The sequence below is a fragment of the Wenzhouxiangella sp. XN24 genome (genome assembly GCF_011064545.1).
Taxonomy (GTDB): Bacteria; Pseudomonadota; Gammaproteobacteria; order Steroidobacterales; family XN24; genus XN24.
This window is the reverse complement of the sequence record NZ_JAAMFG010000034.1, coordinates 21575-43612: the sequence shown is the minus strand read 5'-3', so window position 1 is coordinate 43612 and position 22038 is coordinate 21575. Positions and strand designations below refer to the sequence as shown.

The window sequence follows — 22038 nt, the reverse complement described above, 5'->3', positions numbered from 1 at the left end:
CGATAGTGGCTTTTCGCCGCCTTGACGGGGGCATAATACATGGATGAGCGCAGATGACCGACAAATAACGCAACTGCTGAAGCGCTGGAGCGATGGCGACGAAGCGGCGTTTGCGGCACTGGCGCCGCTGGTCTACGACGAACTTCGAAAGCTTGCGGGCAATGCGTTCCGGCAGGAGCGAGGCGGCCACACGCTGCAGGCGACCGCGGTTGTGCACGAAGCGTACCTGCAACTCGTCAATGCGTCGGTCGACTGGGACAGCCGCGCCCACTTCTATGCGCTCGCGGCCCGCATGATGCGCCGCATCCTCCTTAACCACGCCAACGCAAAAGCGGCGGAGAAACGCGGCGGCGATGCCGTTCGCGTGACTTTCGACGAGGCGACCGTGCGCGACAGGGAGAAGGCCGAAGACGTCATCGACCTCGACCGCGCACTGTGCGAACTCGCCCGGGAGGACAAGCGCATGGCCGATATCGTCGAACTGCATTATTTCGGCGGTTTGACCTACAAGGAGGCCGGCCGGGTGCTGGAGATCTCCGAGGCGACCGCGAAACGGGCCCTGCGCTTCGGCAAGGCCTGGATCGCCGCTTACCTGGAGCGCAACGTCGGACCACCCCCGTGACCCGATCTGCGTGGTTTTCCTGCATTCCCCGGTAAGGACAGCACAATCGGAGCGGGACCATGCAATCGGCAACGAAACGAATTCTCCTGGCCCTGGCGTTCACAGCATTCCTCGCCGCTTGCGGCGGTGGGGGCGGTGGGGGCAGTGACGGCAATGCCGGCACTGGCACTGGCAGCGGCACTGGCAGCGGCACTGGCACTGGCACTGGCACTGGCGGCACTGGCGGCACTGGCGGCACCGGCGGCACCGGCGGCACTGGCGGCACCGGCGGAACACCGCCACCGACCAACGGGGCGCCATCGATCTCGGGATCGCCGGCCGCCAGTATCAGTGTCGGCGACAGCTACAGCTTTACCCCGACAGCGTCCGACCCGGACGGTGACGCGCTGACGTTCAGCATCGAGAACGCGCCGCTGTGGGCGATGTTCGACACCAACACCGGCGAGCTGTCCGGCAGCCCCACCGCCGGGAATATCGGCGCCGTCGAGGACGTCCTGATCTCCGTCAGCGACGGCAGCCTGTCGGCGTCACTGAGCCCGTTCTCGATCGCCGTCATGCCGGAACGGCTCAGCCGGGCGAGCTTTGCGCCGATGGGCGATGTCATCCCGATAACGGATGGCTACGAGTCGGTGGGTGATCTCGTCGTTGCGACCAACGAGTTCGAGCAGGAGTTCCGGAACGCGGCCCTGACGCTGATCTTCGGCGAAGACGGCGAGCTGGACCTGCTGCATGGTGACACCGACCTGCCGCTGCAACTCTCTGAAAACGTTGCCGTCAACGGCAATGTCCGCGCCGTCGTCGAGACGCTGACCGGGCGCGAAATCAACGAGGATACGGATTTCGGCATCCAGCTCATGGACGACACGAAGTATTTCGTCTTCTATGTCGGCACGGCCTTCGACATCACGATCACCGATCGCAACGACCCGACACAGCAGGAGACGGTCACGCTCGGAACGCCGGCCACCGGCCAGATCCTCATGATCACCGATCCGACCGACACGTTCCTGTACGACTTCAGCAGCACGGCACTGGTTGGTTCGCGCGGGATGGGTTCATCCGACAACGGCCTGATTCCGTTCGTGCCCGCGCTGGACTTCGTCGAGCTCGACAGCTTTACCGGACATCAACTGGAAAACGGCTCGATCGGCCTTGGCACAAAGTTCGTGGACGTGTTCGAGGTGAGCGGCACCGGCGTATTCAAAAACAGTACATATGCCGACATCAATTTCGACGATGTGTTTGAGTCCGACTTCGAGTATCGCGGCGGGCTGAACGGCGACCTCAACTTCGCGCTGTCGGTGGTGGGCTTCGGACTGTTCTCGTTCGATCTCGCACAAGTCAGCGCGACGCTGGACGTCGGCTTTGACCGCCAGCAGCTCGCCATGGCCTTGAGTATCGAACCGGACCAGGCCCTGTTCCCCGATCCCTACAACATTGGCCCCTCGGCCACGGCCACCGGCAGCGGCTACCTGAACGGCGACGGCGAATACGGCATTTTCCTCGACGGCACCTGGGGCAGCGAGCTTCCGGAAGCGTCGATCGCCGGCCTGCTGAGCGTAGAGAACGACGTGGTCGGCCTGACGGGCAGCGTGGACGAAGGCGGCCAGTCCCTGTCCGTTTCACTCGAGTTTGCAGACAATCAAACGGTCGGCCGGGTCGAGTTCCCGGAAAGCTTTTCCGCCAACATCAACAACACGGTGTCCGCGGCGCTGGATCGCCGCTTGGCGGAGGTCGAGCAGCTGACCGAGGACCTCGAGCAGGCGACGCAAGACTACGAGTTCGAGGTATCGTTGCGGGGGCTACGCGAGTCCTTACCGGCGATGATGGATGCCGCGATCGCGACGCTGGACGGCATTCCGCCTGCGGCGCGGAGCGATGCGAGGAGCAGGACACTCTCGTACATGAGAAACAATTGTGTCTCGGTGCTCGTCGGCCGCGTTTGCCTGGACGATGTTTCGGATGAGAATGCAATTGCCAACAGCGCGGGTGCGTCCGCTTTCAACAGGTCTGCGGCGGCTATCGTGGCGCCGCGAGCGGCCATGGCGGAACTCAAGCTCCGTGCGCAGGAAGCAGACGACGAAGCGCTGCGCGAGGCCCTGAAGGCTGCACTCGATGCCGCCTATGCGAACCGGAGGGTGACCATTTCCGCATCCCACGCGCATACCTTCGGCTCACCGTTCAACAGGCGCTACACCGTTTACAACCGGACCTGGACAGAGACCGTCTTGAGCGATTCGAATGCGGCGGCAATCAACACCGCGTCGCAGAACGTCTACCGCATCCAGGAGACCAGCGATATCGTCATCAGCACCCAGGAAATACTCGACCGCCTGCCGACAACGGAAGTTATTGAATCCGTAAAAGCCGAAGTAGATGACGGCACCGCCGATATTTCCACCGTCGACGGCCTCGGCTACATCGCCTCGAACGACCAGTACACCGCGTTTGTCACGATTGACGGCGAGGACCGGGAAACTGCGATCAATGTCCTGAAACCATCCGACGTGCAGGACGGTGTGAGCGATCTTCTCGCGGACATCCTGCTGGATGAGGCGGGCAATGACTGATGTACCCATCTTAGTCGAGGCGTCAGTGCGCCAGCTTGACACGTCCCCTATTGGCGACCGGGGTCTCAAGCGTGCGCGCATCGCCAGAAACTCGCCGCCGGAATGCCTCGGGCGGCTCCCAGCGCGGGAGGGCTCCCCGGCCTAGGTAATTTCAGTATTGCCCCTGTTCCGCACCCTGCTTAGACTGGCGCCCTGGAAATAAAGCCCAGCCAGCCAGGCGCCCCCGCAGTCCTCCGCGGGCCGGCAGCCAAGCCAGCCAGGAACAACTTCGAGGACGCGGCAGCGTCCAGGTGCTGGACCATGAGTGCTCGTTTTTCACGATTCCATCGACCGAATCCCGGCCCTGGGGCCCGGTGCCCATGACGCAGGTCGATCTCGGACCTTTCCTCGCGGTGCGTCGCCACCTCCGGATTGCACACCACATCCCCGGTCGCATCCGGCTGCGTGCAGGACCCGCCATCGTCAAGGATCTCGGCGCCGTGGACAGCAAGGCGCTCGACCGGATTCTGCGCGCGCTGGACGGCATCAAGGACGTACGCGTCAATCCCAGTGCAGGCTCGGTGGTCGTCGAGTATCGGCCCGACACCATCAAGCCGGAATGGTGGGAAACCTTGATTCTCGGACACGAGTCCGCAGCCGTCGGCCTGATGAACCGACTGCTGGAAAACGAACTGGCCTCGGCCGTATCCGCGGCGCAAGCCGCAGGAATTCCGGTTGCCGTATCAGACGGTAACTCATGAAAAGAGAGGGTTGAACGAGATGCATGACAAGCAACATGGCGCCAAGGGTCCGGGGCCAGGCTCGGGCACCGATGCGCCGGGTTTCCAGGGCGACCCCAGTCAGTGGGCGGGCGGATACGGTCCCGCCATGGGGCATTACGGCGCCGGCCCCGGTCCTCACGGTCCAGCGATGCAGCACGGCCCAGGGGCGGGCCCGTTCGGCCCGGGGCCGGACATGCATAACCAGTGGGGCGGACCGCAAGGACCCGGTTTCGGCTACGGTCCGCCGCCCGGGGCCTACGGTCCAATGCCGCCGGGCTGGGGCGCTTATCCTCCTGGCTATGGGCCCCAGCAACCCTTCGGCCCGGACCCGGCCGCGGCCGCCGGGCTTTCGGCTGCCATGAACGAGATCGCCGACCAGAGCGGTCTCGGTGCCCTGAAGGGTTTCTTGAATTTCAACGACGGCGAGTTCTGGAAAGGAGCACTGGTCGGCGCAGCCATCGTGTTGTTGATGACGAATGACGATCTGCGCAACGCCCTGCTGGGCAGCGCGGCCAAGACCGCAAACGCAATGAAGGCCGGTATGGCCGGCTTCGGCGAAGAGTCCACCGAAGATGCAGACGAACAGGGAACCGACGCGGCAGCAGAAGAGGAGCAAGGCCGATGACCCATTATTACTATCCTATGGCGCCCGTCCAATACGACCAGCAACAGGCGTGGCAGCAGCGGCACGACATGAACATGTTGCTCAACGCGGCCAGGACCGGTGCTTTGATCGGCGCCACCGGAGCCGCCGCCCTCAATTTGCACCGCGTCCGCAACGCCGAATCCACCTGGCGGCAGGCACTGGTCGATTCCGCCAGGGTCGGTCTCAAGGCCGGCGTCGCGACGGCGGCCGCCACGGCGGTCGGACGCATGTTCGCGCGCTACCCGGCCGCGTCCATGGCCGCGACGTTCGCGACCGGGACCGCCGTCATGTACGTGCTCACCGAGCAACGCAAGGAGCGCGGCGATGTATGATCCGCGGGCTTATTACCAGGGTGTTCCACCCGGCTATGTGCCGCCACAATCCCGTGCGTCCGGCTACTATCCTCCGGGCACCTTTTACGCAGCGCCACCCCCGCCTCCCATGAGTGCTCCCGGCCCGCTGGCGAACCCGCGGTTCTTCAAGGGCGCCCTCGTCGGCGCCCTGGCCGCCTATCTGCTCAGCCATCCCGAGGTGCAGGAAGCCGCCGTCAAAGGCGCGGTCAAGGCGTGGTCGGTGCTGCAGGGCGGCGTAGAGGAAATGAAGGAGCGTTTCCGCGACGCGGAAGCAGAACTGCACGCCGCCAGCGCCGGGGACGCCGACTGAGCACGCCTGGAATGCGCGCCGACAACGGACTTCGGCTGGTGCACGAGACGCCGGGGCGGCTGCGCGTCCGCTTGCCGATGCTGGTCGATCCGCTGATCGATTTCTCCTGGCTCGAGACCTGGCTGGAGTCGGTTCGCGGCGTTTCGAGCGTGCGGGTGAACCGCCATGCACGCTCGATCGTGCTGGAATACGACGGCGAGCCGGCGACACGAGACGCCATGCTGGCGCTCCTCGGCGGCCTGCGGCGTGAACAGATTCCAAACGGAGAATCCTTGCCGGCAGAGCCCGCGGAACTGGCGCCCATGCTTGCGACCGGCCTGCTGATCCTCGCCCTGCCCTTCTTTTCACCGCCCATGCGTCGCCTGTTGACGTTCCTGAACATCAGCGGGACGTTGTTCAAGGGTGTCGATACACTGATCCATCGCGGCATGAAGATCGAGGTGCTGGATGCGACCGCCATCGGGCTGTCCGCCTGGCGCGGCGAGTACCTCACGGCGAACGTGACCGACTTTCTCATGCATCTCGGCGAGTTCCTGGAGAAAACGACCGAGCGCAAGTCCGACCAGATGCTGCGACGGCTGCTGCGGCCCGAGCCGGTGCTCGCGTGGGTGGAGCGCGACGGCACACTCAAGCAGTTGCCGGACAACGAGGTCGTGACCGGCGACCGCATCGAGGTGGGTCCGGGCGAGAAGATCGCAATCGACGGACTGGTCCTCGATGGCGCCGCGCTGGTGAACCAGTCCAATATCACCGGGGAGTCCGTCCCTGTGCGCAAGGAGATCATGGATCGCGTGATCGCCGGCACGATCGTCGAAGACGGCCGCCTTCGCATCGAGGCGCGTCACGTCGGCGACGAGACCACCACCGCAAGAATCGCCCGGTTCATCGACGACTCCCTGCAACAGACTTCGGAAACCCAGCGGATGGCCGAACGCCTGGCGGACCGGCGTGTGTACCTGACGCTCGGCACAGGAGCGCTGATCTACCTGGTAACCCGCGACCAGCGCCGCCTTTCCTCGGTGTTCCTCGTGGATTACTCCTGCGCATTGAAGCTGGGCACCCCGCTGGCCTTCAAGTCGGGAATGTATCGCGCCGCCGCCGAGGGCATCCTGCTCAAGGGCGGGGAAGCCGTCGAACGCCTCGCGGAAATCGACACCGTCGTGTTCGACAAGACGGGCACCCTGACCCACAGCGATCTCGAAGTCACCGATGTCGTCGTCCTCGACCCGGAGCGCTGGCCGCGGGACCGCCTGCTGGCCGTCACGGCATCCATCGAAGAGCACGCCACCCATCCGATCGCGGAAGCCATCGTTCGCAAGGCCCGGGAAGAAAAACTCAACCACATCGATCACGGCGAGGCCGAGTATCTCGTCGCGCACGGCATGAGCTGTCCGGTGAACGGGGACCACCTGTTGATCGGCAGCCGCCACTACGTCGAAGAGCACGAGGGCCTGTCGTTCGACATGTTCCGCAGCCAGATCCAGGCCCTCGAAGATGAAGGCAAGACGCTGCTTTATATCGGCACCCGGCATGAACCCATCGGCCTGATCGCCCTGCGCGACACCTTGCGGGAGGATGCCCCGGCCGTGCTCGCGGAGCTGCGCAAACGCGGCGTGAAACACCTCGTGCTGCTGACAGGCGATCACGAGCAGCGCGCCCAGGCGATGGCACGGCAGCTCGGCATCGACGAGGTTTTCGCCGAGCAGGTACCTGAAGACAAGGCAGGCGTGCTGGAGCAGCTGCGCGCCGAGGGGCGCCGCGTGGCGTTCGTGGGCGACGGGGTCAATGACGGACCGGCCCTCGTTGCAGCCGATGTCGGGATCGCCATGTCGCGCGGCGCCGAACTGGCACGCGCCACGGCGGATGTCGTCCTGCTCGAGGACCGGCTCGGACTGCTGGTCGATGCCTACGATATCTCGCAACGCACGATGAAGCTGGTCGCGACCAATTATCGCGCGGCCATCGGCATCAACACCGGAGTGATGGTCGGCGCCGCGTTCGGGATGATCTCTCCCGTCGTCTCGGCGATCCTGCACAACGGCACGACGGTGGGCCTCCTGGTGCGGGCTCTCCGGGGCCTCGGCGATCCCGATCCCGCAAGTCGCGCCATCCGGCACGACAATACGACGGCTGGCCAGCCCAGCCTGAACAGTCAGACCTAAGGAGCAAGACATGGCGATTCCCCTTATCCCTTTCGTAGCCGGCGCAGTGATCGGCGGGCTCGGGGCCTATTTCTATCGCGATGAGAAACTGCGTCGGGAAGTCAGGCGGACTACCCACGAGATCGGCGGCAAGGTCCGCGAGACTGCGGGCCAGGTGTCCGGCAAGGTGTCGCAGGGTGTCAGCGGCTTGCGGGAGAAAGTGACGCCAGGACGGTCCGCCGCAAAACCGCAGGAGCCCCTGGCGAAGCCGGCAGCAGCGCCCAAGCCCGCGGCCAGGAAAAAAGCCGTGCGCAAGAAATCCGCCGCGAAGAAAAAAACAGCCGCCAGGACCGCGTCCAAAGGCTGATCGGCCGTTCGGGGGTCAGCGCAGCAAGGTGCGCTGATTTCGCCAGATGTGCATGCCGGCCAGGGCGAGAAAAGCAGTCCCGAAGCCGATATGGGCTTTCTTTTTGCCCATGAAACCCAGGGCCACCGCTGAGCCCAGGGAAGCCACCATGCCGATCTTGGTCGCCCGGTTGAGCTGGCGGGAGAACCCCGCCGTGGCCGGCCTGCGGGCGGCCGGCACCGGCAGACACAGCGCTTCGAGCGCGCTTTCCAACGCCTCGGCATCGACCTCACGGACATCGTAGATCACGACCACGCTCCCGGCCGCGAGGTTGGTGCGAACCTCGGCCACCCCTGCCAGGCCTTCCGCGCCACGCTGTACCTGCTCGGCGAAAGAACGTGATTTCAATGAGTTGGACCGAACCCGGATGCGCCCGGCAACAGTGCTGACGATCATGAGATATTGGGCTCCAGGGAGTTTTCAGCCACCCGAAGGATTGGTGGGGACCACGGTTGCGAATAGTAACGATTCTTACTAGTATTGCAACAGCTGGTCACGCCGACAGCTTCGCGCGCGAACTCTTTCTCCTGGGAGGCGACTGAATGACCGACTATCTGCACCATGTACCTGGCCGGCTGCGCGTTCGCGCGAAGTCCCTGCGTTGCAACTCGGCAGCCCGCGCCACCACCCTTCGCAAGCTCCAGGCCCAGGACGGCATCCGCAGCGTCCGCCTGAATCCGAAGGCCGGAAGCGTCACGGTCTTTTACGACGTAGACGTCATGAACGCGGACAAGATCCTTGCGTTCCTGCACGCGGAGTCGCTGCGCGCCACGCAGGCGCAGGCCCAGGCCACACCGCTACGGGCAGCTCGCAAGCCGGCTCGTACCGGAACCCCGCTCGCCGCGGAGATCGGCCGGATGGCCCTCGGCGTGCTCGTCAACAAGGGCGTGACGTTCTCGCTGGCCTCGCTGCTCGGCGCGAGAATCTGAGCCGAGCTGGAATCGCAACGCTCCGGAGCGACGCATGGACTGCAGCGAGGGCACGAACACCGATCGGAGTGCGCGCGGTCGGACCGTCGGGCACGACGACTCGCCTGGTGCTGCACCTCGTGCGTCGCACGTCACCAGTCGCGCCCTCTTCCGCGGTGCCGAACTGCTTCATATCGAGCACGAAGGGCAGACCTACATACTGCGCAAGACGCGCCAGGGAAAGCTGATTCTCAACAAGTAGGGGCGCCTTCGCTGTCCGGGGCATCACGTGCTGGTGTCGTCCTCCCGGTCCGAAATGGGCCTGGCGCGGCTCAGCGTTTTGCCAGCAAGACTCTCAGCTCGGCCATCTCTTTTCGCAGCGACTGCATTTCGCTGTGCAACTCGCCCTCGATGTGCTCCTGCGTCTCGTGCAGCGCCTGCACGGTTTCTTCGTGTTCCACGTCCTGGTAACTCTGCATCGCGTTGACGATGATCGCGATGAACAGGTTCAGCATGGTGAACGTCGCCACGAGGATGAACGTGACGAAGAACAGCCAGGCGTAGGGATACGCCTCCATGACGGGCCGAGCGATGCCCATCGACCAGCTCTCCAGCGTCATCACCTGGAACAGCGTGTAAAGCGTGCGCCCGAGGCTGCCGAACCATTGCGGGTGGCTGTCGGCAAACAGGTTGGTACCGATCACGGCAAAGACGTAAAAGATGATCATCAACACCAGCCCGATGGCGCCCAGTCCCGGGATCGCCGCGAGCAAGGCGCCGACCACCCTGCGCATCGACGGCACCATCGTCAGCAGGCGCAGCACCCGCAACACGCGCAAGGCACGCAACACAGCGAACGGGCCCGACGCGGGTACCAAGGCGATCGCCACCACCGCAAAATCGAACAGGCTCCAGGGGTCGCGCCAGAAAGCCATGCGATGGACGTAGATCCGCACCGCGATCTCCACGACGAACGCCGCCAGGATGATCCGGTCGAGCGCCTTCAGCAATCCGCCCGCTGTGTCCATGGCCGCCGGCCAGGTCTCCAGGCCGAGGATCACGGCATTGATCAGGATCAGGCCGATGATCGTCTTCTGCACCGTGGGATGGCCGATCCAGCGGCCGAGCTGCTCACGTATCACCGAAAACTCCTTGTCAGGCGCCCCGGCCTGCAAGCCGAGCGCCATCACCCAACGGGGCCGAGACGCAGACATGACGCCCGCTCGGTGTGCGCTCGACGCCCACCGGCACGCCGTAGACCGTGCTCAGCGATTCGGAGGTCAGCACCTCCTGTGGAGTGCCCCGCCGATAGATGCCGCCCTCGTGCATGAGCACCACCTCGGAGCCCAGCGCAAAAGCATGATCGGGATTATGCGTGGAAAGCACAACGCCCTGCCCGCTCTGGCTGGCGGCGTGTGCCAGCTTGCCGATCTCGCCCAGCACCAGCGCCTGGTTGCCGAAATCGAGGCTCGCAGTCGGTTCGTCCATGACGATCAACGGAGTCCGCTGCGCCAGTGCCCGCGCGATCAGCACCAGCTGCCGCTGGCCGCCGGACAGCCGCGTGTAGTCGCGTCCGGCAAGGTCGGCGATGCCCAGGCGCTCCATCTCCTCGTAGGCGGCCGCGCGATCGGCCGGGCCCGGCTGTGCGAAGCGGCCCAGGCGCACGGTGCGTCCCATCATCACGATCTCGAGCGCCTCGTAGGGAAACGGTGGGGCATGGGCCTGCGGCACGTAGCTGATACGCCGCGCGATCTCGATTCGCGACAGGCTCTCCAGCGCCTGCCCGCCGAGCATCACTCGCCCGCCGAGCGCCGGAATGAGCCCGAGCATCGTGCGGAACAAGGTCGTCTTGCCGCAGCCGTTCGGCCCGAGTAGGCAACAGATGTCGCCAGGCGCCACCGCCAGGTCGATGTCGCGCCCGACGATGACGGGCCCGTAGCCGATCTCCAGTCCGCTGGCCTGCAGTTTCATGACCAGCCCCGGCGGCCGGACGCCAGCAGCCAGATGAAGAACGGCGCGCCGATCACCGCGGTGAGAATGCCGAGCGGAATCTCCACGGCCCCGATGGTTCGGGCCAGCGTGTCCACGACCAGCAGGTACCCGGCGCCGATAATGGCCGATACCGGCAACAGGCGCGCGAAGCTGGGGCCGACGATCATCCTTGCGATATGCGGAATCACCAGCCCGACCCATCCGACCACGCCGGCCAGCGCGGTGACGCTGGCGGTGATCAGCGTGGCTGCCGCGATGACGATGAAACGAACCCGCCCCGCCTCCACGCCCAGCGCGCGTGCCTCGTCGTCGCCGAGCGAAAGCACGTTGATGCGCCAGCGCAGCAACACGAGAGGCACCAGGCCGATCAAGACCGCCGGCAGCGCCGGCAGGATGTCGGTCGTCGTCACCGAAGCAAGGGATCCGAGCAGCCAGAAGGTGATGGCCGGCAACTGGTCGTAGGGATCCGCCAGTACCTTGAGCAACGAAGTGGCGGCCCCCGCCAGCGCGCCGATGACCACCCCGGTGAGCACCAGCGCGAGAATCCGGTCCGTGTTGCGCACCGCCGAGGCGACTACGGTCACCAGCACGACCGCCGCCAGTCCGCCGGCGAAAGCGAACAGTTGGATGAACGCCACAGGCAGCGAGAGAAAAATGCCGATTACGGCGCCGAGTCCGGCGCCGGCCGACACCCCGAGGATGTCCGGCGAGACCAGGGGATTGCGAAACAGGGTCTGGTAGCTGGCGCCGGCCGCCGCCAGCGCCGCGCCGACCAGCAGCGCGGCCGCCACGCGCGGCAGGCGAATGTTCTGCACCACGACCTGCGCCTGCTCCTCGCCCCCGCCGAACAATGCCACCATCGTCTCGGCGGGCGACAGGGCGAAGGGTCCGATGGCGAGGGCCCCCACGGAGAGCGCTGCGACGATGAGGCCGAGGGCAAGCACGAGCGAGACGCGCACGCCCGGTGCCCGGCCGATCACTCCGGTGGTCTCCCCTTGCTCCATTCCAGCAGCCTGTCCAGCTCCGCGTCGGCGAGGTCGACATGGTAGTACAGCTGGTAGAAGGCGCGGGCATCCTCGCGCAGGGCCTCGTCCCACGCGTCGGGATACAGCAGTCCCGCCATCCACCGCAATCCCATCAACCGGTTCAGCGAGGGCGGACGGTCGATCCAGCCGAACGGGACGGTGGGTGCAAGATAGACCCGGTCAGTGCGCACGGCCTCTATCCCGGCCCAGAGCGGATCGAGCTGGGCGCGCTGGTAGAAGTGGCTGTCCCAGGTCACGATGATCTCGGGATCGGCCACCATGACCTGCTCGATCGAAGCACGCACCAGGCCGCGTCGTCCGTCCCCGGGGTCTGCCACGTTACGGCCGCCGGCGCGCTCGATGATCTCGGTGTTGATCGAACCCTTCAGCCCTGTCTCCAGGCCGTCCGGCCCGCGCGCCAGGTAGACCGTGGGCCGCTCGCTCTCCGGCGTCGCCGCGAGGATCTCGTCCACCCTGGCGAAGGTCTGCTCCACGTCGCGGGCCAACGTCTCCGCGCGCTCGGGCACCCCCAGCACTTCGCCGACGAGCCGCAATGCGGCCGGCGTCGCCTCGAAGCGTCCGTCGATCAGGAGGTAGGGTATCCCAGTCTGGCGCTGGACCCGATCGGCCAGGTCGATATAGGTGTCCCGCACCGAGCCGAAATCGATGATCAGGTCGGGCTCGATCTGCAGCACCCGCTCGAGATTGGCGTCCCCGCCCCTCCCCGTGAGGCGCCCGGTTTCCGGAAGATCGCGGTACGGCTCCGCGATATAGGGGGCCTCCTCCGGGCGGAGCGCGCGCGGCCAGCCCGTGAGCACCTCGGGCTTGACCACGTAGACAAGTATCGACGCCGGCGGCCCGGAGGCGAACACGGTCTCGATCCGCTCCGGCAACTCCACCACGCGGCCCGCGCTGTCGGTCACGGTGCGCGCCGCAGCCGGCTGCGCGACGAGCGCGCAGCCGAGCAGCAGCAACAGCCGCAATGTCGTGGACCGGAACATCCTCACGCGGTGGTGCTGGATGCGACCGCTGCGTGTAATTCCTGTACGAGCCCGGCTTCGAGACGCAATCCGCGCGCCAGCGAGTCGAGGTAGAACTGTTCCGCGGGTGAAGCGGGGTGCACGACGAGCGCAGAGGCGGCGTAGACCTCGGCGGCGTGTTCCGGCGAGTCGACGGCGGCGACGAGACCCTCGATGTCCAGCGGGCGGGAATACTCGGCGAACAGGAACGCCTTGGCCTCGTCGTCCAGGGGCAGGTCGTTCACCTGTTGCAGGATCATCTGGCTCTCGCGCGTGTCGATCTGTCCGTCAGCCTTGGCCGCGGAGATCATGGCGCGAACCATCAGCTGGCTGAGCTCCTGGGCCCCCGTCTCATCGCCGGGCCCGGGCAGGAAGCCGGTGCCCTGCGGCACCTGGGACGCCGGGTTTCCGGCGGGCACCGCCGCCGGCCCGTAGCCCGCGGCGGGCCCCGCAGCTGGCCCGGCGGACGACTGCTTGTGATTCTGCCACGCCTTGTAAGCCAGGCCCCCGACCAGCGCGAGCCCCCCCAGCTTCACCGCGGACTTGGTCAGCTTGCGGCCCTTCTTGCCCATGAAAGCATTGGCCACCGCCCCGCCGGCGAGCCCGCCTGCGAAGCCGCCCGCGGCCCCGCTGTTCACGAACTGGTCGAGAAGTTTCTTTGCGTCGAACACGTGTCTCTCCTTGTTAAACAGCCGGATTTGACCGGCCGACGGCCTACCGGTTCCCTGGCGCGGACGTCGCCAGGGCAGTCTCGATTTCGCGCACCGATGGCGCGTTCGGCCCCAACTCTGCGCGCAGTTCGGCCAACGTCTGCTCCGCTTGAGCCAAAGTAGCGCCCGTAGGCTGAACCACTAGTGGCGGCAGACCGACGATCGCCTCAGCCGCGCGTCGCTGCCAGTGCCCGGGCGGCATGTTCGTCTGCATGCGCTCCACCGCTTTGCGGGCAATCGCAACGCCCTCCTCAACGCGGCCTTGCAATGCGACGGCCCGCGCAAGTGAAAGCTCGATGGCGTCGATCGGCGTTCGGTCCGGGGACGCCAGCGCCGCGACGATGGCCTGGCCCTCCCGTAGCTCCCGCTCTGCCGTGACGGCATCGCCGCGTGCCAGGGCGATCAGTCCCTGCCCGAGGTGCTGTCGCGCGAACTCCGAGTGACCCGGCGGCAGGAGTTCACGCCGAACCGCCATGGATTGTTCCAGGAAACGTTCGGCGCTGTCGGGGTCGCCCGCCTCGAGGTGCGCCATGCCGTGGATCGCCATCGACCGCGCCGTCCAGCGATGGTTATCGCCCACCAGGGCCCGGTTGGTCCGCAGCGCCCGCGCCGTCAGTTCCAGCGCGCGCACGGTCTGGCCGCGCACCCGCGCCACCCGGGCCAGGGCGATCTGGCCACGCGCCACCGCGGCATGCCCGTCGGCGCCAAACACGGATACGAATTCGTCCAGGGTCTGCTGCCACATGGCTTCGGCCTGCGCCAGGTCACCGCGGTCGAAATGCAGGCCGGCGAGATTGTTTCGCGTCTGCGACAGCTCGAAGATCGGGCTGCCGAGACGCGCCTGCATGGCCAGCGCTTCTTCGTACAGCGGCCGGGCCTCGTCCAACCGCCCCATGGCGTGCAGTCCCCACGCCATGTTGTTGAGCAACCACGCGGTATCGCCGTGACCTTCCGGATGCGCGATGCGCAGCCGTGCGAGCGCTTCCCGGAACACCGGTTCCGCCTCCGTGCGACGCCGTAAGCCGTTGAGGGTCACCGCAACGTCGCTGAGTGCGCTCGCGTGCTCGGCCGGGGTGCCGACCTCCCGCCACACGACCTCCGCGCGCTCGCTCCAGTCCAGCGACTCTTCGAGCCGGCCGAGCCCATGGGTTACCGTGCCAAGCAACCTGAGCGCCTCGGCCTCCTGCGGGCGGACGTCCAGCACTTCCGCCAGCTCGAGCGCGGCGAGTCCCTGTGCATACCCCTCCTCGTAAGCGCCCCAGCTGGTGTAGGCGTCCGCGAGGGCAAGCCGCACCCGCAACGCCACCTCAGGCTCGTCGAGCAATTCCTCTTCCAGGCGTTCGGCCGCACGATCGAGCAATTCACGCACCGACACGAGACGGGAGGCGTCGGCACTTGCGCTGGTGCGTCCCAGCACCGAGGCGGTGAACTCGGCCGCGTTGTTCGCCCGCGCCTCGGCGGCCAATGCGATATCGCGCTGCTCGGCCAATCGCCAGGTGAACAGCGCCGCCGCGCCGAGCGCCAGCAGCAGTGCCAGTGCCGAGACGGGCACCGCGACGTTGTGACGACGCAGGAACTTGGCGCTGCGATAGCGGAACGAATCGGGCCGCGCGCGGACCGGCAGGTGCGCCAGCGTGCGTTCGATGTCCTCGGCCAGGGCCTTGGCCGACGCATAGCGACGCTCCGGCTCCTTGCGCAGCGCCATGAGCACGATGTTGTCCAGGTCGCCGGACAGCTCGCGCGCCAGTCTTGCCGGCGTCAGCCGGTCGCCCCGGGACTGCGCGGCCGCGATGCGCCGGCTGCTGGTGCCGGTGACCGCGCTGCTGGGCGGCGTCGGCTCACCCTCGACGATCTCCCGGGCGAGCGCGACCGCGCTGGACGGTTCATTGTCGTAGGGCGCACGGCCCGTCAGCAGGTCGTACAGCAGCACGCCGAGGGCATACACGTCGGTGGCGGTGGTGACCGGACCGCCGGTGATCTGCTCGGGACTGGCGTGGCTCGGCGTGAGCACCCGGTGGCCACTGCGGGTCAGCCCGGCGCCGCCTTCCACCATCTTGGCGATGCCGAAGTCGAGCAGCCGCGGCTCGCCCTGCTCATCGACCAGGATGTTGCTGGGTTTCAGGTCACGGTGCACCACGAGGTTGCGATGCGCGTAATCGACCGCATGGCACACTTTCGCCATGAGCTTGAGGCGGGCCCGGGTGTCGAGTCCCTGCCGATCGCACCACGTGTCGATCGACTCGCCGTCGACGTATTCCAGCACGAGGTACGGCACACCCTCGTCGCTGCGCCCGCCGTCCAGCAGGCGGGCGATATTGGGATGGGACAGCCCGGCGAGAATCTGCCGCTCGGTCTCCAGTCGTGCCTTGGCATTGGCCGACACGAAGGCCGGGTTCAGCAACTTGACGGCAGCGCGTTGCTCGTATTCGCCGTCCGCGCGTTCGGCCATGAAGACCGCGCCCATGCCGCCATCCGCGATATGGCCGGTGATGCGCCACGCGCCGAGACGCTCCCCGATTCGCTCGCTGGGGCGAGCGCCGACCACCTCTGCGGCCGTGACCCCGACAACCTTGTGCAGGGACTGGTCGTCGATGGTGTCCTGCTGTAACAGGCGTTCGACCGCCTTGCGCTGAGCGGTATGCGCACCGCACTCGCGGTCGAGGAATTCGCCGCGCGCGGCCTCGGGGAGTTCGAGCGCCGCCTCGAAAAGTTGCTGCAGGCGCTGCCAGTCCCCCACGTCCATCAGGCCGATTGCCCCTCGGAGTCGCCCGCGAGGCGCTCCTTCAGCCAGGCCCGCGAAAAACGCAGTTCGCGATGCACGGTCGCTTCGGAAAGGCCCAGGACCGCGGCCATCTCGTCGTACTTGAGGCCACCGAAATAGTGCAACTCGACGATCCTCGCCTTCCGGGCGTCGTGCGCCTTGAGAGCCGTCATGGCGTCGTCTAGATCCAGCAGGTCGACCGTCTGCTCGGCCCCGGGCGTCTGCCCGGCCCCGGGCGCCTGGTCCGACAAGGTCACGCGAACGACATCGCCGCCGCGCTTGTCACGCCGCCCGCTCCGGGCGTGGTCCACCAGCACCCAGCGAATCGTGGTGGTCATCACCGCGAGAAAGTGGGCCCGGTCCTGCCAGCTGATCTGGTTGTCCACCAGTCGCAGCAATGCCTCGTTGATCAACGCGGTCGGTTGCAGGGTATGCCCCGATGGCTGGCCATGAAATTCGCGCCGGGCAATGCGGGCCAGTTCGTCATAGACGAGCGGCAACAATTCGTTGAGCGCATCGGCTTCCCCGCCTTGCCAGCGCGACAACAACTGCGTGATTCCCTGCGGCGGCGACATGACTCTCCCCTGTGGTGCGAGGGGTCGAGATTAGCCGAGGGCGCCCCCAGCAACAATCTTTCGAAACGTCATGTCGAGTCTTGCCGTGCAAACAAAACCCGGACGGAATGAGGGAATTCCCCGTCCGATAGCGTTTACCTGAGTGAGACAACGAAAAAACTTCCCCGGGAACCGAGAGTGTATTGACATGAACATGATGCGTGGCGCGATGAAATCAGCTGTCCCGATGCTTCTTTCCTGCTTGCTGCTAGCCGGCTGCGGCGGGGGTGGCTCCTCGGCCGGGGACGGCTCGGGTGACGGTGGCGGCGGCTCCGGCGGTGGCTCCGGCGGTGGCTCCGGCGGTGGCTCCGGCGGCGGCAGCACCAACACCGCACCCGTCATCTCCGGCACGCCCGCCACGTCGGTCGTTGTAGGCGCGGACTACACCTTCATCCCCACGGCCAGCGACGCCGACGGCGACTCTCTGACCTTCGATGTGGACGGCGCGCCCGACTGGGCCGCTTTCGATCCGGCCACCGGCACACTCAGCGGCACGCCGTCGAACCTTGATGTCGGGCCCTTCGGCCCGATCGTCATCTCGGTCAGCGACGGCACGGCCGACACATCGCTCGCGTCGTTTTTCATCACCGTTCCGGCGCCTTTCGAACTGCTGAGCAGCGAACTCGGCACGGCCTCGATCGATGACATCGACGCCGCCTTCATGGCCAATGGTGATGGCGTGGCCGTGTGGCAGTTCGACTTGCAGAGCAGCGAGGCACTGCACTACTCGGTTTACACCGCCGCCACGCAAAGCTGGTCCGCCAGCCAGGAACTCGTCAGCGCTCCGCCGCCGGGGGGATATTCGTTCGTGCTTGCCGGGGGCAGCGATTCTGTTTCCGTCCTGTTTTCTCAGCGGAATCAGAACGGCTCCGAACTCTTCGCAACGACGTTCGCCAACGGCGCTTTTTCCACGCCGCAGAGTCTCGATGAAACCACCAACCGTTTCCTCAGTTTAGACAACCTGGCGCTGATCTCGTCGGGATCAGGTTACGTCGCTGCATGGCGACGCCAGGAATCATTCGACCCGGTGACCTTTGATCGAGAAAGCACGATCCGGGCCGCACAGCTTGCCGCTGTCGGCGCCGGCTGGAGCGGAATCCAGAGCCTGAACGCCCCGAGCGATTCTTTCCTGCCGGTGCTTGCGAGCGACGGCAGCTCGGCCATGGTCGCATGGACCGAAAACACCGCTACGGCCCGTAGTATCCGGATCACCCACACCGTCGGCTCGGGATGGAACCCGGTCCCGGCACTGATCGAGGACGTGAATTCTTCATCGCTCCCCGCGCTCGCGTCGAACGGCAGCGATTACCAGCTGGCCTGGATCGGGGATGACGGCGGCGTCGCCTCGGTCCTGGGAATGCGATTCTCCGGCAGCTTCGTCCAGTCGGCCGTCACGCCCCTGGAAAGCAGCGCCGACGTCGTCCGCGACGTGCGTATGATCAGCAACGGCAGCGACTACCTCGTCACCTGGACGGCCGCAGGAAACTCGCTTCGTGCCACGGTGGGCTCGATCGACACGGGCTTCGACGCACCGACCACGATCAACAATGGTGCCAGGAGTCCCAGCCAGGTCACGTTGACCAACAACGGGTCGCAGTATCTCGTGTCATGGAGCCAGTTTGACAGCCGGACTCGCGCCTGGGCGAATCTCCATGATGGCGCGTGGCAGACCCCACTGGCCCTCGACACCGGGACCGAGTCCGCGAGCAGCGTCGAGGCGGCCCCCAACGCCACCGGTTTTGTCGTGAACTACACGCAATCCCCTGCGCCGAACACTACCCGGGACCTGTTCGGCTATCGCCTGGACGCGGCCACCTGGGGCAGCGGCGCGCCGGTCCTGCTCGAGACCCTGCCCGATTCTCCGGAGCGCCTTGTCGCTGTCGGCAGCGGGATCGACGCTTTCGCCTACTGGTCCCAGCAACCATCCGACGACAGCGGCACGCAGGTGTATGTGTCCCGTAGCGACGCCCCGTTCACGAGCCCGAGCGCGCTCGTGAGCCTGCAACCCGGGTCGAGTGTGCGCCCGGCCCGCCTGGTGACTAACGACGGGGGCCTGACGCTGGCCGTCTGGACTCAGCGAAACGGTGCCGACACAAGCACCTACGCAAGCACAAGGGGCGCCAGCGGCGACTGGAGCGACCCGGTCGAACTCGGCTTGAGTGTGCAAGAAGACGACAGCATCGCTGCCAGTGACTCCGGGTTCGCCATCATCGGAAGCCGGGGAAGCCGCGCTGACGGGAACTACGACGTCGTGGTGCGCGTATTCGACGGACAGGCATGGAGCCCGGTGACCGCGATCGACGCCACATTGACGGGGTTTCCGCAAAGCATCGCGATCGCGAGCAACGGCACGGGTTACATGGCGGCGTGGGCACAAGCATCCCTGTTCTCCGACACATCGTTCGACCGGAATCGGGCGTGGACGAGTCTTTACGAGAACGGTGCCTGGGGCGGGCCTGTGCAGATCGATGACGGCGCGGAGTTCGTCCAGCGGGTCAAAATCGGCTCCAACGGCACGGGCTATGCCACCGCCTGGAACAACCTGGAAAATACCCTGCCGGTGAACATCTTCGACGGGACGGCATGGAGCGGTCACACGATCATAGGTTCTGACGGTGCGAATGGCTCGCCAGAAATCACTTCCGATGGGACCGGGTACATGATTTACTGGTCCCACAACCCCGCGGGAGACGTCTTCAGGAATGCGTACGCCAGCGTTTCTCCTACCGGTGCAGTTGGTGATTTCACCACGGCGCGCGTGAGCGACGATTCTGCGACGGTCGCTTCTCCAATCCTGGTCGCGTCGGACGGCACGGGCTATGGACTGGCCTGGTCTACCCGCCCGACGACCGGGTTTTCCAACGACATATACGCAAGCCTGTGGAACGGCAGCGCCTGGTCTTCACCCGAACTGCTCGACAACGACACGATCTCGACAACATTGCGCGCGCTGGTCGCCAACCCGGTCACCGGCGGTTACGCAATCAGCTGGGAATCCAGGGACGATGCCGACTTCACGTCGTCCACCCTGCGCGCGAATGTGCACGACGGCTCCGCGTGGCTGGGCGCCCAGGCAGTGGGAACCAGTGACGCACTGCTGAACCAGGCTTTCAGCGGCGGACTTGCCGCCAACGATACGGGTTTCGGCATCGCCTGGGTACAGCAGGATGGCTCGGGCAGCGGCTTCCCACAGGTCCATTACGGCACCTTCGACGGCACCGACTGGTCCAGCGTACAGCTCGAGAACCAGGCGGGCTTCGCAGACGACCCGTTGATCAGCAGCGACGGCGACACCTTCACGGTCCTCTGGCGCCAGGAGGATCCGACCGGGCTTCCGTCGGTGCTGCTGCCCTGGGCCTACGCCGAGTTGCCCTGAACCTCGAAGCCATCGGAGCGGCCTGGCTGCAGATCAGCCAGGCCGCTCCTGCCGGCGCGAATCGCGTCTACCCCGCAGCCTGGCTCAACGGCTCACCCCGTCGCAGCCAGGCGCGGAACCTCGGCGGCGCCATCGGCTTGCAGAACAGGTATCCCTGCAGGTAATCGCAACCGTAGCCTCGAAGCCGTTGCGCCTGGGTGGCGGTCTCCACGCCCTCGGCCACGATCTCGAGACCGAGTGAATGGCCCATCTCGATGATCGCCCGCACGAGCGTGCCGATGCGGTCGTCTTCCTCGAGGCCATGAATGAACACCCGGTCGATCTTGAGGACATCGATCGGCAGCTTGTGCAGCAGGTGCAGTGACGTGGCACCGATGCCGAAATCGTCGATGGCGATCTTGATGCCCTTGCCGCGCAGCTCCTCGAGCTTGGCGAGCAGCTTCTGACTGGGATCCAGGAACAGTCGCTCCGTCAGCTCGAGCTGGACCTGCGCGGGAGGCAAACCGACCTCCTCGAGTTGCTGAAGCAGGTTGCTCACGAAGTCGTCCGCGCGGATTTCGAGCGCCGATACATTCAATGAGAGCCGCAAGCCGGCAGTGTCCGGATCATTGGCGGCGGCAAGGCTCGCCGCACGATTCATCGACAGCCCGAGGGCACGGATCAGGCCGGCATCCTCGGCCAGCGTCACGAAGGTCGAGGGGGGAATCATGCCCATCTCAGGATGCCGCCAGCGCGCCAGGGCTTCCATGCCGACCACTCTTCCGTCCGAGGCCGAAACGAGCGCCTGGAAGACCGGCTGGACCCGGTGCTGGCTGATGGCCACGCGAAGTTCTTCCTCGAGATACAGGCGCGAGTCGTCGAAGCGCTGGTGGGTCTTGTCGAAGAAATGATAGGTGTCGCGACCGGCCTGCTTGGACGCATAGAGCGCGATGTCGGCCTTGCGCACGAGGTCGTCCATCTCCCGCCCGTCGCCCGGGTACATGGCGATGCCGATACTCGCAGTGACCATGGTCTGTCGCCCGGCCAATGCCATCGGCTCGCTCAGGCGCGCGCGCAGCTTCCGAATCACGACCGCCGCATCGGTGCTCCCCGTCAGGCCGGTCAGCACTAAAGTGAACTCGTCTCCTCCCATGCGCGCCAGCGTGTCGCAACCGCGTACCGAGCTCTGCAACCGGTGTGCGATGGTGCGTAACAGGTCGTCGCCGGCCGGATGCCCGAGCGTGTCGTTGATCCGCTTGAAATGGTCGATGTCGAGAAAGACCACCGCGACCTGGGCCAGGCTGCGGCTGGCCTGCTCCAGCGCCATGGTCAACCGGTCCCGGAACAGGATCCGGTTCGGCAGCCCGGTCAGCGCGTCGTAATGCGCCATCTGGTAAAGGTGTGCTTCCTTGCGTTTCGTCATCTCGCTCAGAAGGGTCTGGGCATTGCCGATCCCGGCGTACGAACCGTCCGCGCCGACCACCAGGAATCCGTCGAGCATCTGCTGCAAGCCCGCCGCAACCAGGGTCTGGGCGAGATCATCGATATCGGTCGTCGCATGCACGATGATCGGGTCGGGGTCCATCAGGTGGCGGATTTCGCGGCGGCCGAAAAGGTCGCGGCGAAAGGGGCGACTGAACATCTCCACCATGGACTGGCGATTCACCAGGCCGACGGGACGGCCCTGGTCGATCACGGGAATGACGCGCAGATCATGGTCGGCGAGAAACAGGTCGAGGACTTCGCTCGCCACGCGATCCGGGTCGACGGTCGTCCCCGACTCGATGATCCCGTCGAGTGACAGTCCCCTGGACGACGATGCTCGCAAAAGGTCCACGGCATGCC

The 22038-nt window shown here is 65.9% G+C and carries 20 protein-coding genes; 11 read left to right on the top strand and 9 right to left on the bottom strand.

Annotated elements, in window-relative coordinates; genetic code table 11:
• The first annotated feature begins 43 nt into the window (after positions 1-43).
• The 8 genes from G6032_RS07935 to G6032_RS07900 all read left to right on the top strand — a co-directional run bounded on the left by G6032_RS07935 (position 44) and on the right by G6032_RS07900 (position 7770).
• A complete protein-coding gene (locus G6032_RS07935) occupies positions 44-622 on the top strand; it encodes a sigma-70 family RNA polymerase sigma factor (RefSeq protein ID WP_165281614.1) in 579 nt (192 codons plus the stop codon).
• A gap of 59 nt (positions 623-681) precedes the next feature.
• Positions 682-3192 (top strand): hypothetical protein, encoded by a 2511-nt coding sequence (locus tag G6032_RS07930; RefSeq protein ID WP_165281613.1) that lies wholly within the window; start codon positions 682-684, stop codon positions 3190-3192.
• 359 nt (positions 3193-3551) lie between these two features.
• Positions 3552-3932, top strand: coding sequence for an HMA2 domain-containing protein (locus tag G6032_RS07925; RefSeq protein WP_165281612.1), 381 nt, complete (start codon positions 3552-3554; stop codon positions 3930-3932).
• A 379-nt stretch (positions 3933-4311) separates the two neighbouring features.
• Positions 4312-4578, top strand: a complete 267-nt coding sequence (locus G6032_RS07920) for a hypothetical protein (protein WP_165281611.1) — start codon at positions 4312-4314, stop codon at positions 4576-4578.
• Positions 4575-4931 carry a magnetosome protein MamC gene (locus G6032_RS07915; RefSeq protein WP_165281610.1) on the top strand — a complete coding sequence of 119 codons (357 nt, stop codon included), beginning with the start codon at positions 4575-4577 and terminating at the stop codon, positions 4929-4931. The genes G6032_RS07920 and G6032_RS07915 overlap by 4 nt, the downstream gene beginning before the upstream one ends.
• Positions 4924-5262, top strand: a complete 339-nt coding sequence (locus tag G6032_RS07910) for a hypothetical protein (RefSeq protein WP_165281609.1) — start codon at positions 4924-4926, stop codon at positions 5260-5262. Before G6032_RS07915 ends, G6032_RS07910 begins: the two co-directional genes overlap by 8 nt.
• A gap of 11 nt (positions 5263-5273) precedes the next feature.
• Positions 5274-7424 (top strand): heavy metal translocating P-type ATPase, encoded by a 2151-nt coding sequence (locus G6032_RS07905; protein ID WP_165281608.1) that lies wholly within the window; start codon positions 5274-5276, stop codon positions 7422-7424.
• A 10-nt stretch (positions 7425-7434) separates the two neighbouring features.
• The gene (locus tag G6032_RS07900) at positions 7435-7770 is read left to right on the top strand and encodes a YtxH domain-containing protein (protein ID WP_165281607.1); all 336 of its coding nucleotides are present in this window, start codon (positions 7435-7437) and stop codon (positions 7768-7770) included.
• 15 nt (positions 7771-7785) lie between these two features.
• Here G6032_RS07900 and G6032_RS07895 read toward each other — a convergent pair whose 3' ends face one another.
• Positions 7786-8205: an HMA2 domain-containing protein gene (locus G6032_RS07895; protein ID WP_165281606.1), complete on the bottom strand. Its 420-nt coding sequence runs from the start codon at positions 8203-8205 to the stop codon at positions 7786-7788.
• A gap of 146 nt (positions 8206-8351) precedes the next feature.
• Between G6032_RS07895 and G6032_RS07890 the strand changes: the two genes are divergently transcribed.
• Positions 8352-8738 carry an HMA2 domain-containing protein gene (locus tag G6032_RS07890; protein WP_165281605.1) on the top strand — a complete coding sequence of 129 codons (387 nt, stop codon included), beginning with the start codon at positions 8352-8354 and terminating at the stop codon, positions 8736-8738.
• 34 nt (positions 8739-8772) lie between these two features.
• Positions 8773-8979 (top strand): hemin uptake protein HemP, encoded by a 207-nt coding sequence (locus G6032_RS07885; protein WP_165281604.1) that lies wholly within the window; start codon positions 8773-8775, stop codon positions 8977-8979.
• Positions 8980-9049: 70 nt separating this feature from the next.
• Here G6032_RS07885 and G6032_RS07880 read toward each other — a convergent pair whose 3' ends face one another.
• Genes G6032_RS07880 through G6032_RS07850 form a run of 7 tightly spaced genes read right to left on the bottom strand, consistent with a single transcriptional unit; the run spans position 9050 to position 16799 of the window.
• Positions 9050-9931 (bottom strand): ion transporter, encoded by an 882-nt coding sequence (locus G6032_RS07880; protein WP_240902090.1) that lies wholly within the window; start codon positions 9929-9931, stop codon positions 9050-9052.
• Positions 9873-10688: an ABC transporter ATP-binding protein gene (locus tag G6032_RS07875; RefSeq protein WP_165281603.1), complete on the bottom strand. Its 816-nt coding sequence runs from the start codon at positions 10686-10688 to the stop codon at positions 9873-9875. The genes G6032_RS07880 and G6032_RS07875 overlap by 59 nt, the downstream gene beginning before the upstream one ends.
• Positions 10685-11689, bottom strand: coding sequence for an iron ABC transporter permease (locus G6032_RS07870; RefSeq protein WP_206211888.1), 1005 nt, complete (start codon positions 11687-11689; stop codon positions 10685-10687). The genes G6032_RS07875 and G6032_RS07870 overlap by 4 nt, the downstream gene beginning before the upstream one ends.
• Positions 11686-12735: an iron ABC transporter substrate-binding protein gene (locus G6032_RS07865; RefSeq protein WP_165282150.1), complete on the bottom strand. Its 1050-nt coding sequence runs from the start codon at positions 12733-12735 to the stop codon at positions 11686-11688. The genes G6032_RS07870 and G6032_RS07865 overlap by 4 nt, the downstream gene beginning before the upstream one ends.
• A gap of 2 nt (positions 12736-12737) precedes the next feature.
• Entirely contained in the window at positions 12738-13424 is a 687-nt protein-coding gene (locus G6032_RS07860) for a tellurite resistance TerB family protein (protein ID WP_165281601.1), read from the bottom strand.
• A 43-nt stretch (positions 13425-13467) separates the two neighbouring features.
• Complete coding sequence (locus tag G6032_RS07855; RefSeq protein WP_165281600.1) at positions 13468-16206, bottom strand: serine/threonine-protein kinase; 2739 nt, start codon at positions 16204-16206, stop codon at positions 13468-13470.
• A complete protein-coding gene (locus tag G6032_RS07850; RefSeq protein WP_165281599.1) occupies positions 16206-16799 on the bottom strand; it encodes a sigma-70 family RNA polymerase sigma factor in 594 nt (197 codons plus the stop codon). Before G6032_RS07850 ends, G6032_RS07855 begins: the two co-directional genes overlap by 1 nt.
• A gap of 187 nt (positions 16800-16986) precedes the next feature.
• Between G6032_RS07850 and G6032_RS07845 the strand changes: the two genes are divergently transcribed.
• Positions 16987-20214 carry a putative Ig domain-containing protein gene (locus G6032_RS07845; RefSeq protein WP_165281598.1) on the top strand — a complete coding sequence of 1076 codons (3228 nt, stop codon included), beginning with the start codon at positions 16987-16989 and terminating at the stop codon, positions 20212-20214.
• 67 nt (positions 20215-20281) lie between these two features.
• Here G6032_RS07845 and G6032_RS07840 read toward each other — a convergent pair whose 3' ends face one another.
• On the bottom strand, positions 20282-22030 hold the full coding sequence (locus G6032_RS07840) for an EAL domain-containing protein (RefSeq protein WP_165281597.1): 1749 nt from the start codon (positions 22028-22030) through the stop codon (positions 20282-20284).
• Positions 22031-22038: the final 8 nt, after the last annotated feature.

Coding starts and splice junctions, on each gene's coding strand:
- G6032_RS07900 (WP_165281607.1), top strand. CDS start 7,435: ATGGCGATTCCCCTTATCCCTTTCGTAGCCGGCGCAGTGATCGGCGGG.
- G6032_RS07915 (WP_165281610.1), top strand. CDS start 4,575: ATGACCCATTATTACTATCCTATGGCGCCCGTCCAATACGACCAGCAA.
- G6032_RS07885 (WP_165281604.1), top strand. CDS start 8,773: ATGGACTGCAGCGAGGGCACGAACACCGATCGGAGTGCGCGCGGTCGG.
- G6032_RS07920 (WP_165281611.1), top strand. CDS start 4,312: ATGAACGAGATCGCCGACCAGAGCGGTCTCGGTGCCCTGAAGGGTTTC.
- G6032_RS07925 (WP_165281612.1), top strand. CDS start 3,552: ATGACGCAGGTCGATCTCGGACCTTTCCTCGCGGTGCGTCGCCACCTC.
- G6032_RS07855 (WP_165281600.1), bottom strand. CDS start 16,206: ATGGACGTGGGGGACTGGCAGCGCCTGCAGCAACTTTTCGAGGCGGCG.
- G6032_RS07910 (WP_165281609.1), top strand. CDS start 4,924: ATGTATGATCCGCGGGCTTATTACCAGGGTGTTCCACCCGGCTATGTG.
- G6032_RS07895 (WP_165281606.1), bottom strand. CDS start 8,205: ATGATCGTCAGCACTGTTGCCGGGCGCATCCGGGTTCGGTCCAACTCA.
- G6032_RS07865 (WP_165282150.1), bottom strand. CDS start 12,735: ATGTTCCGGTCCACGACATTGCGGCTGTTGCTGCTGCTCGGCTGCGCG.
- G6032_RS07935 (WP_165281614.1), top strand. CDS start 44: ATGAGCGCAGATGACCGACAAATAACGCAACTGCTGAAGCGCTGGAGC.
- G6032_RS07845 (WP_165281598.1), top strand. CDS start 16,987: ATGAACATGATGCGTGGCGCGATGAAATCAGCTGTCCCGATGCTTCTT.
- G6032_RS07930 (WP_165281613.1), top strand. CDS start 682: ATGCAATCGGCAACGAAACGAATTCTCCTGGCCCTGGCGTTCACAGCA.
- G6032_RS07850 (WP_165281599.1), bottom strand. CDS start 16,799: ATGTCGCCGCCGCAGGGAATCACGCAGTTGTTGTCGCGCTGGCAAGGC.
- G6032_RS07905 (WP_165281608.1), top strand. CDS start 5,274: ATGCGCGCCGACAACGGACTTCGGCTGGTGCACGAGACGCCGGGGCGG.
- G6032_RS07875 (WP_165281603.1), bottom strand. CDS start 10,688: ATGAAACTGCAGGCCAGCGGACTGGAGATCGGCTACGGGCCCGTCATC.
- G6032_RS07890 (WP_165281605.1), top strand. CDS start 8,352: ATGACCGACTATCTGCACCATGTACCTGGCCGGCTGCGCGTTCGCGCG.
- G6032_RS07880 (WP_240902090.1), bottom strand. CDS start 9,931: ATGTCTGCGTCTCGGCCCCGTTGGGTGATGGCGCTCGGCTTGCAGGCC.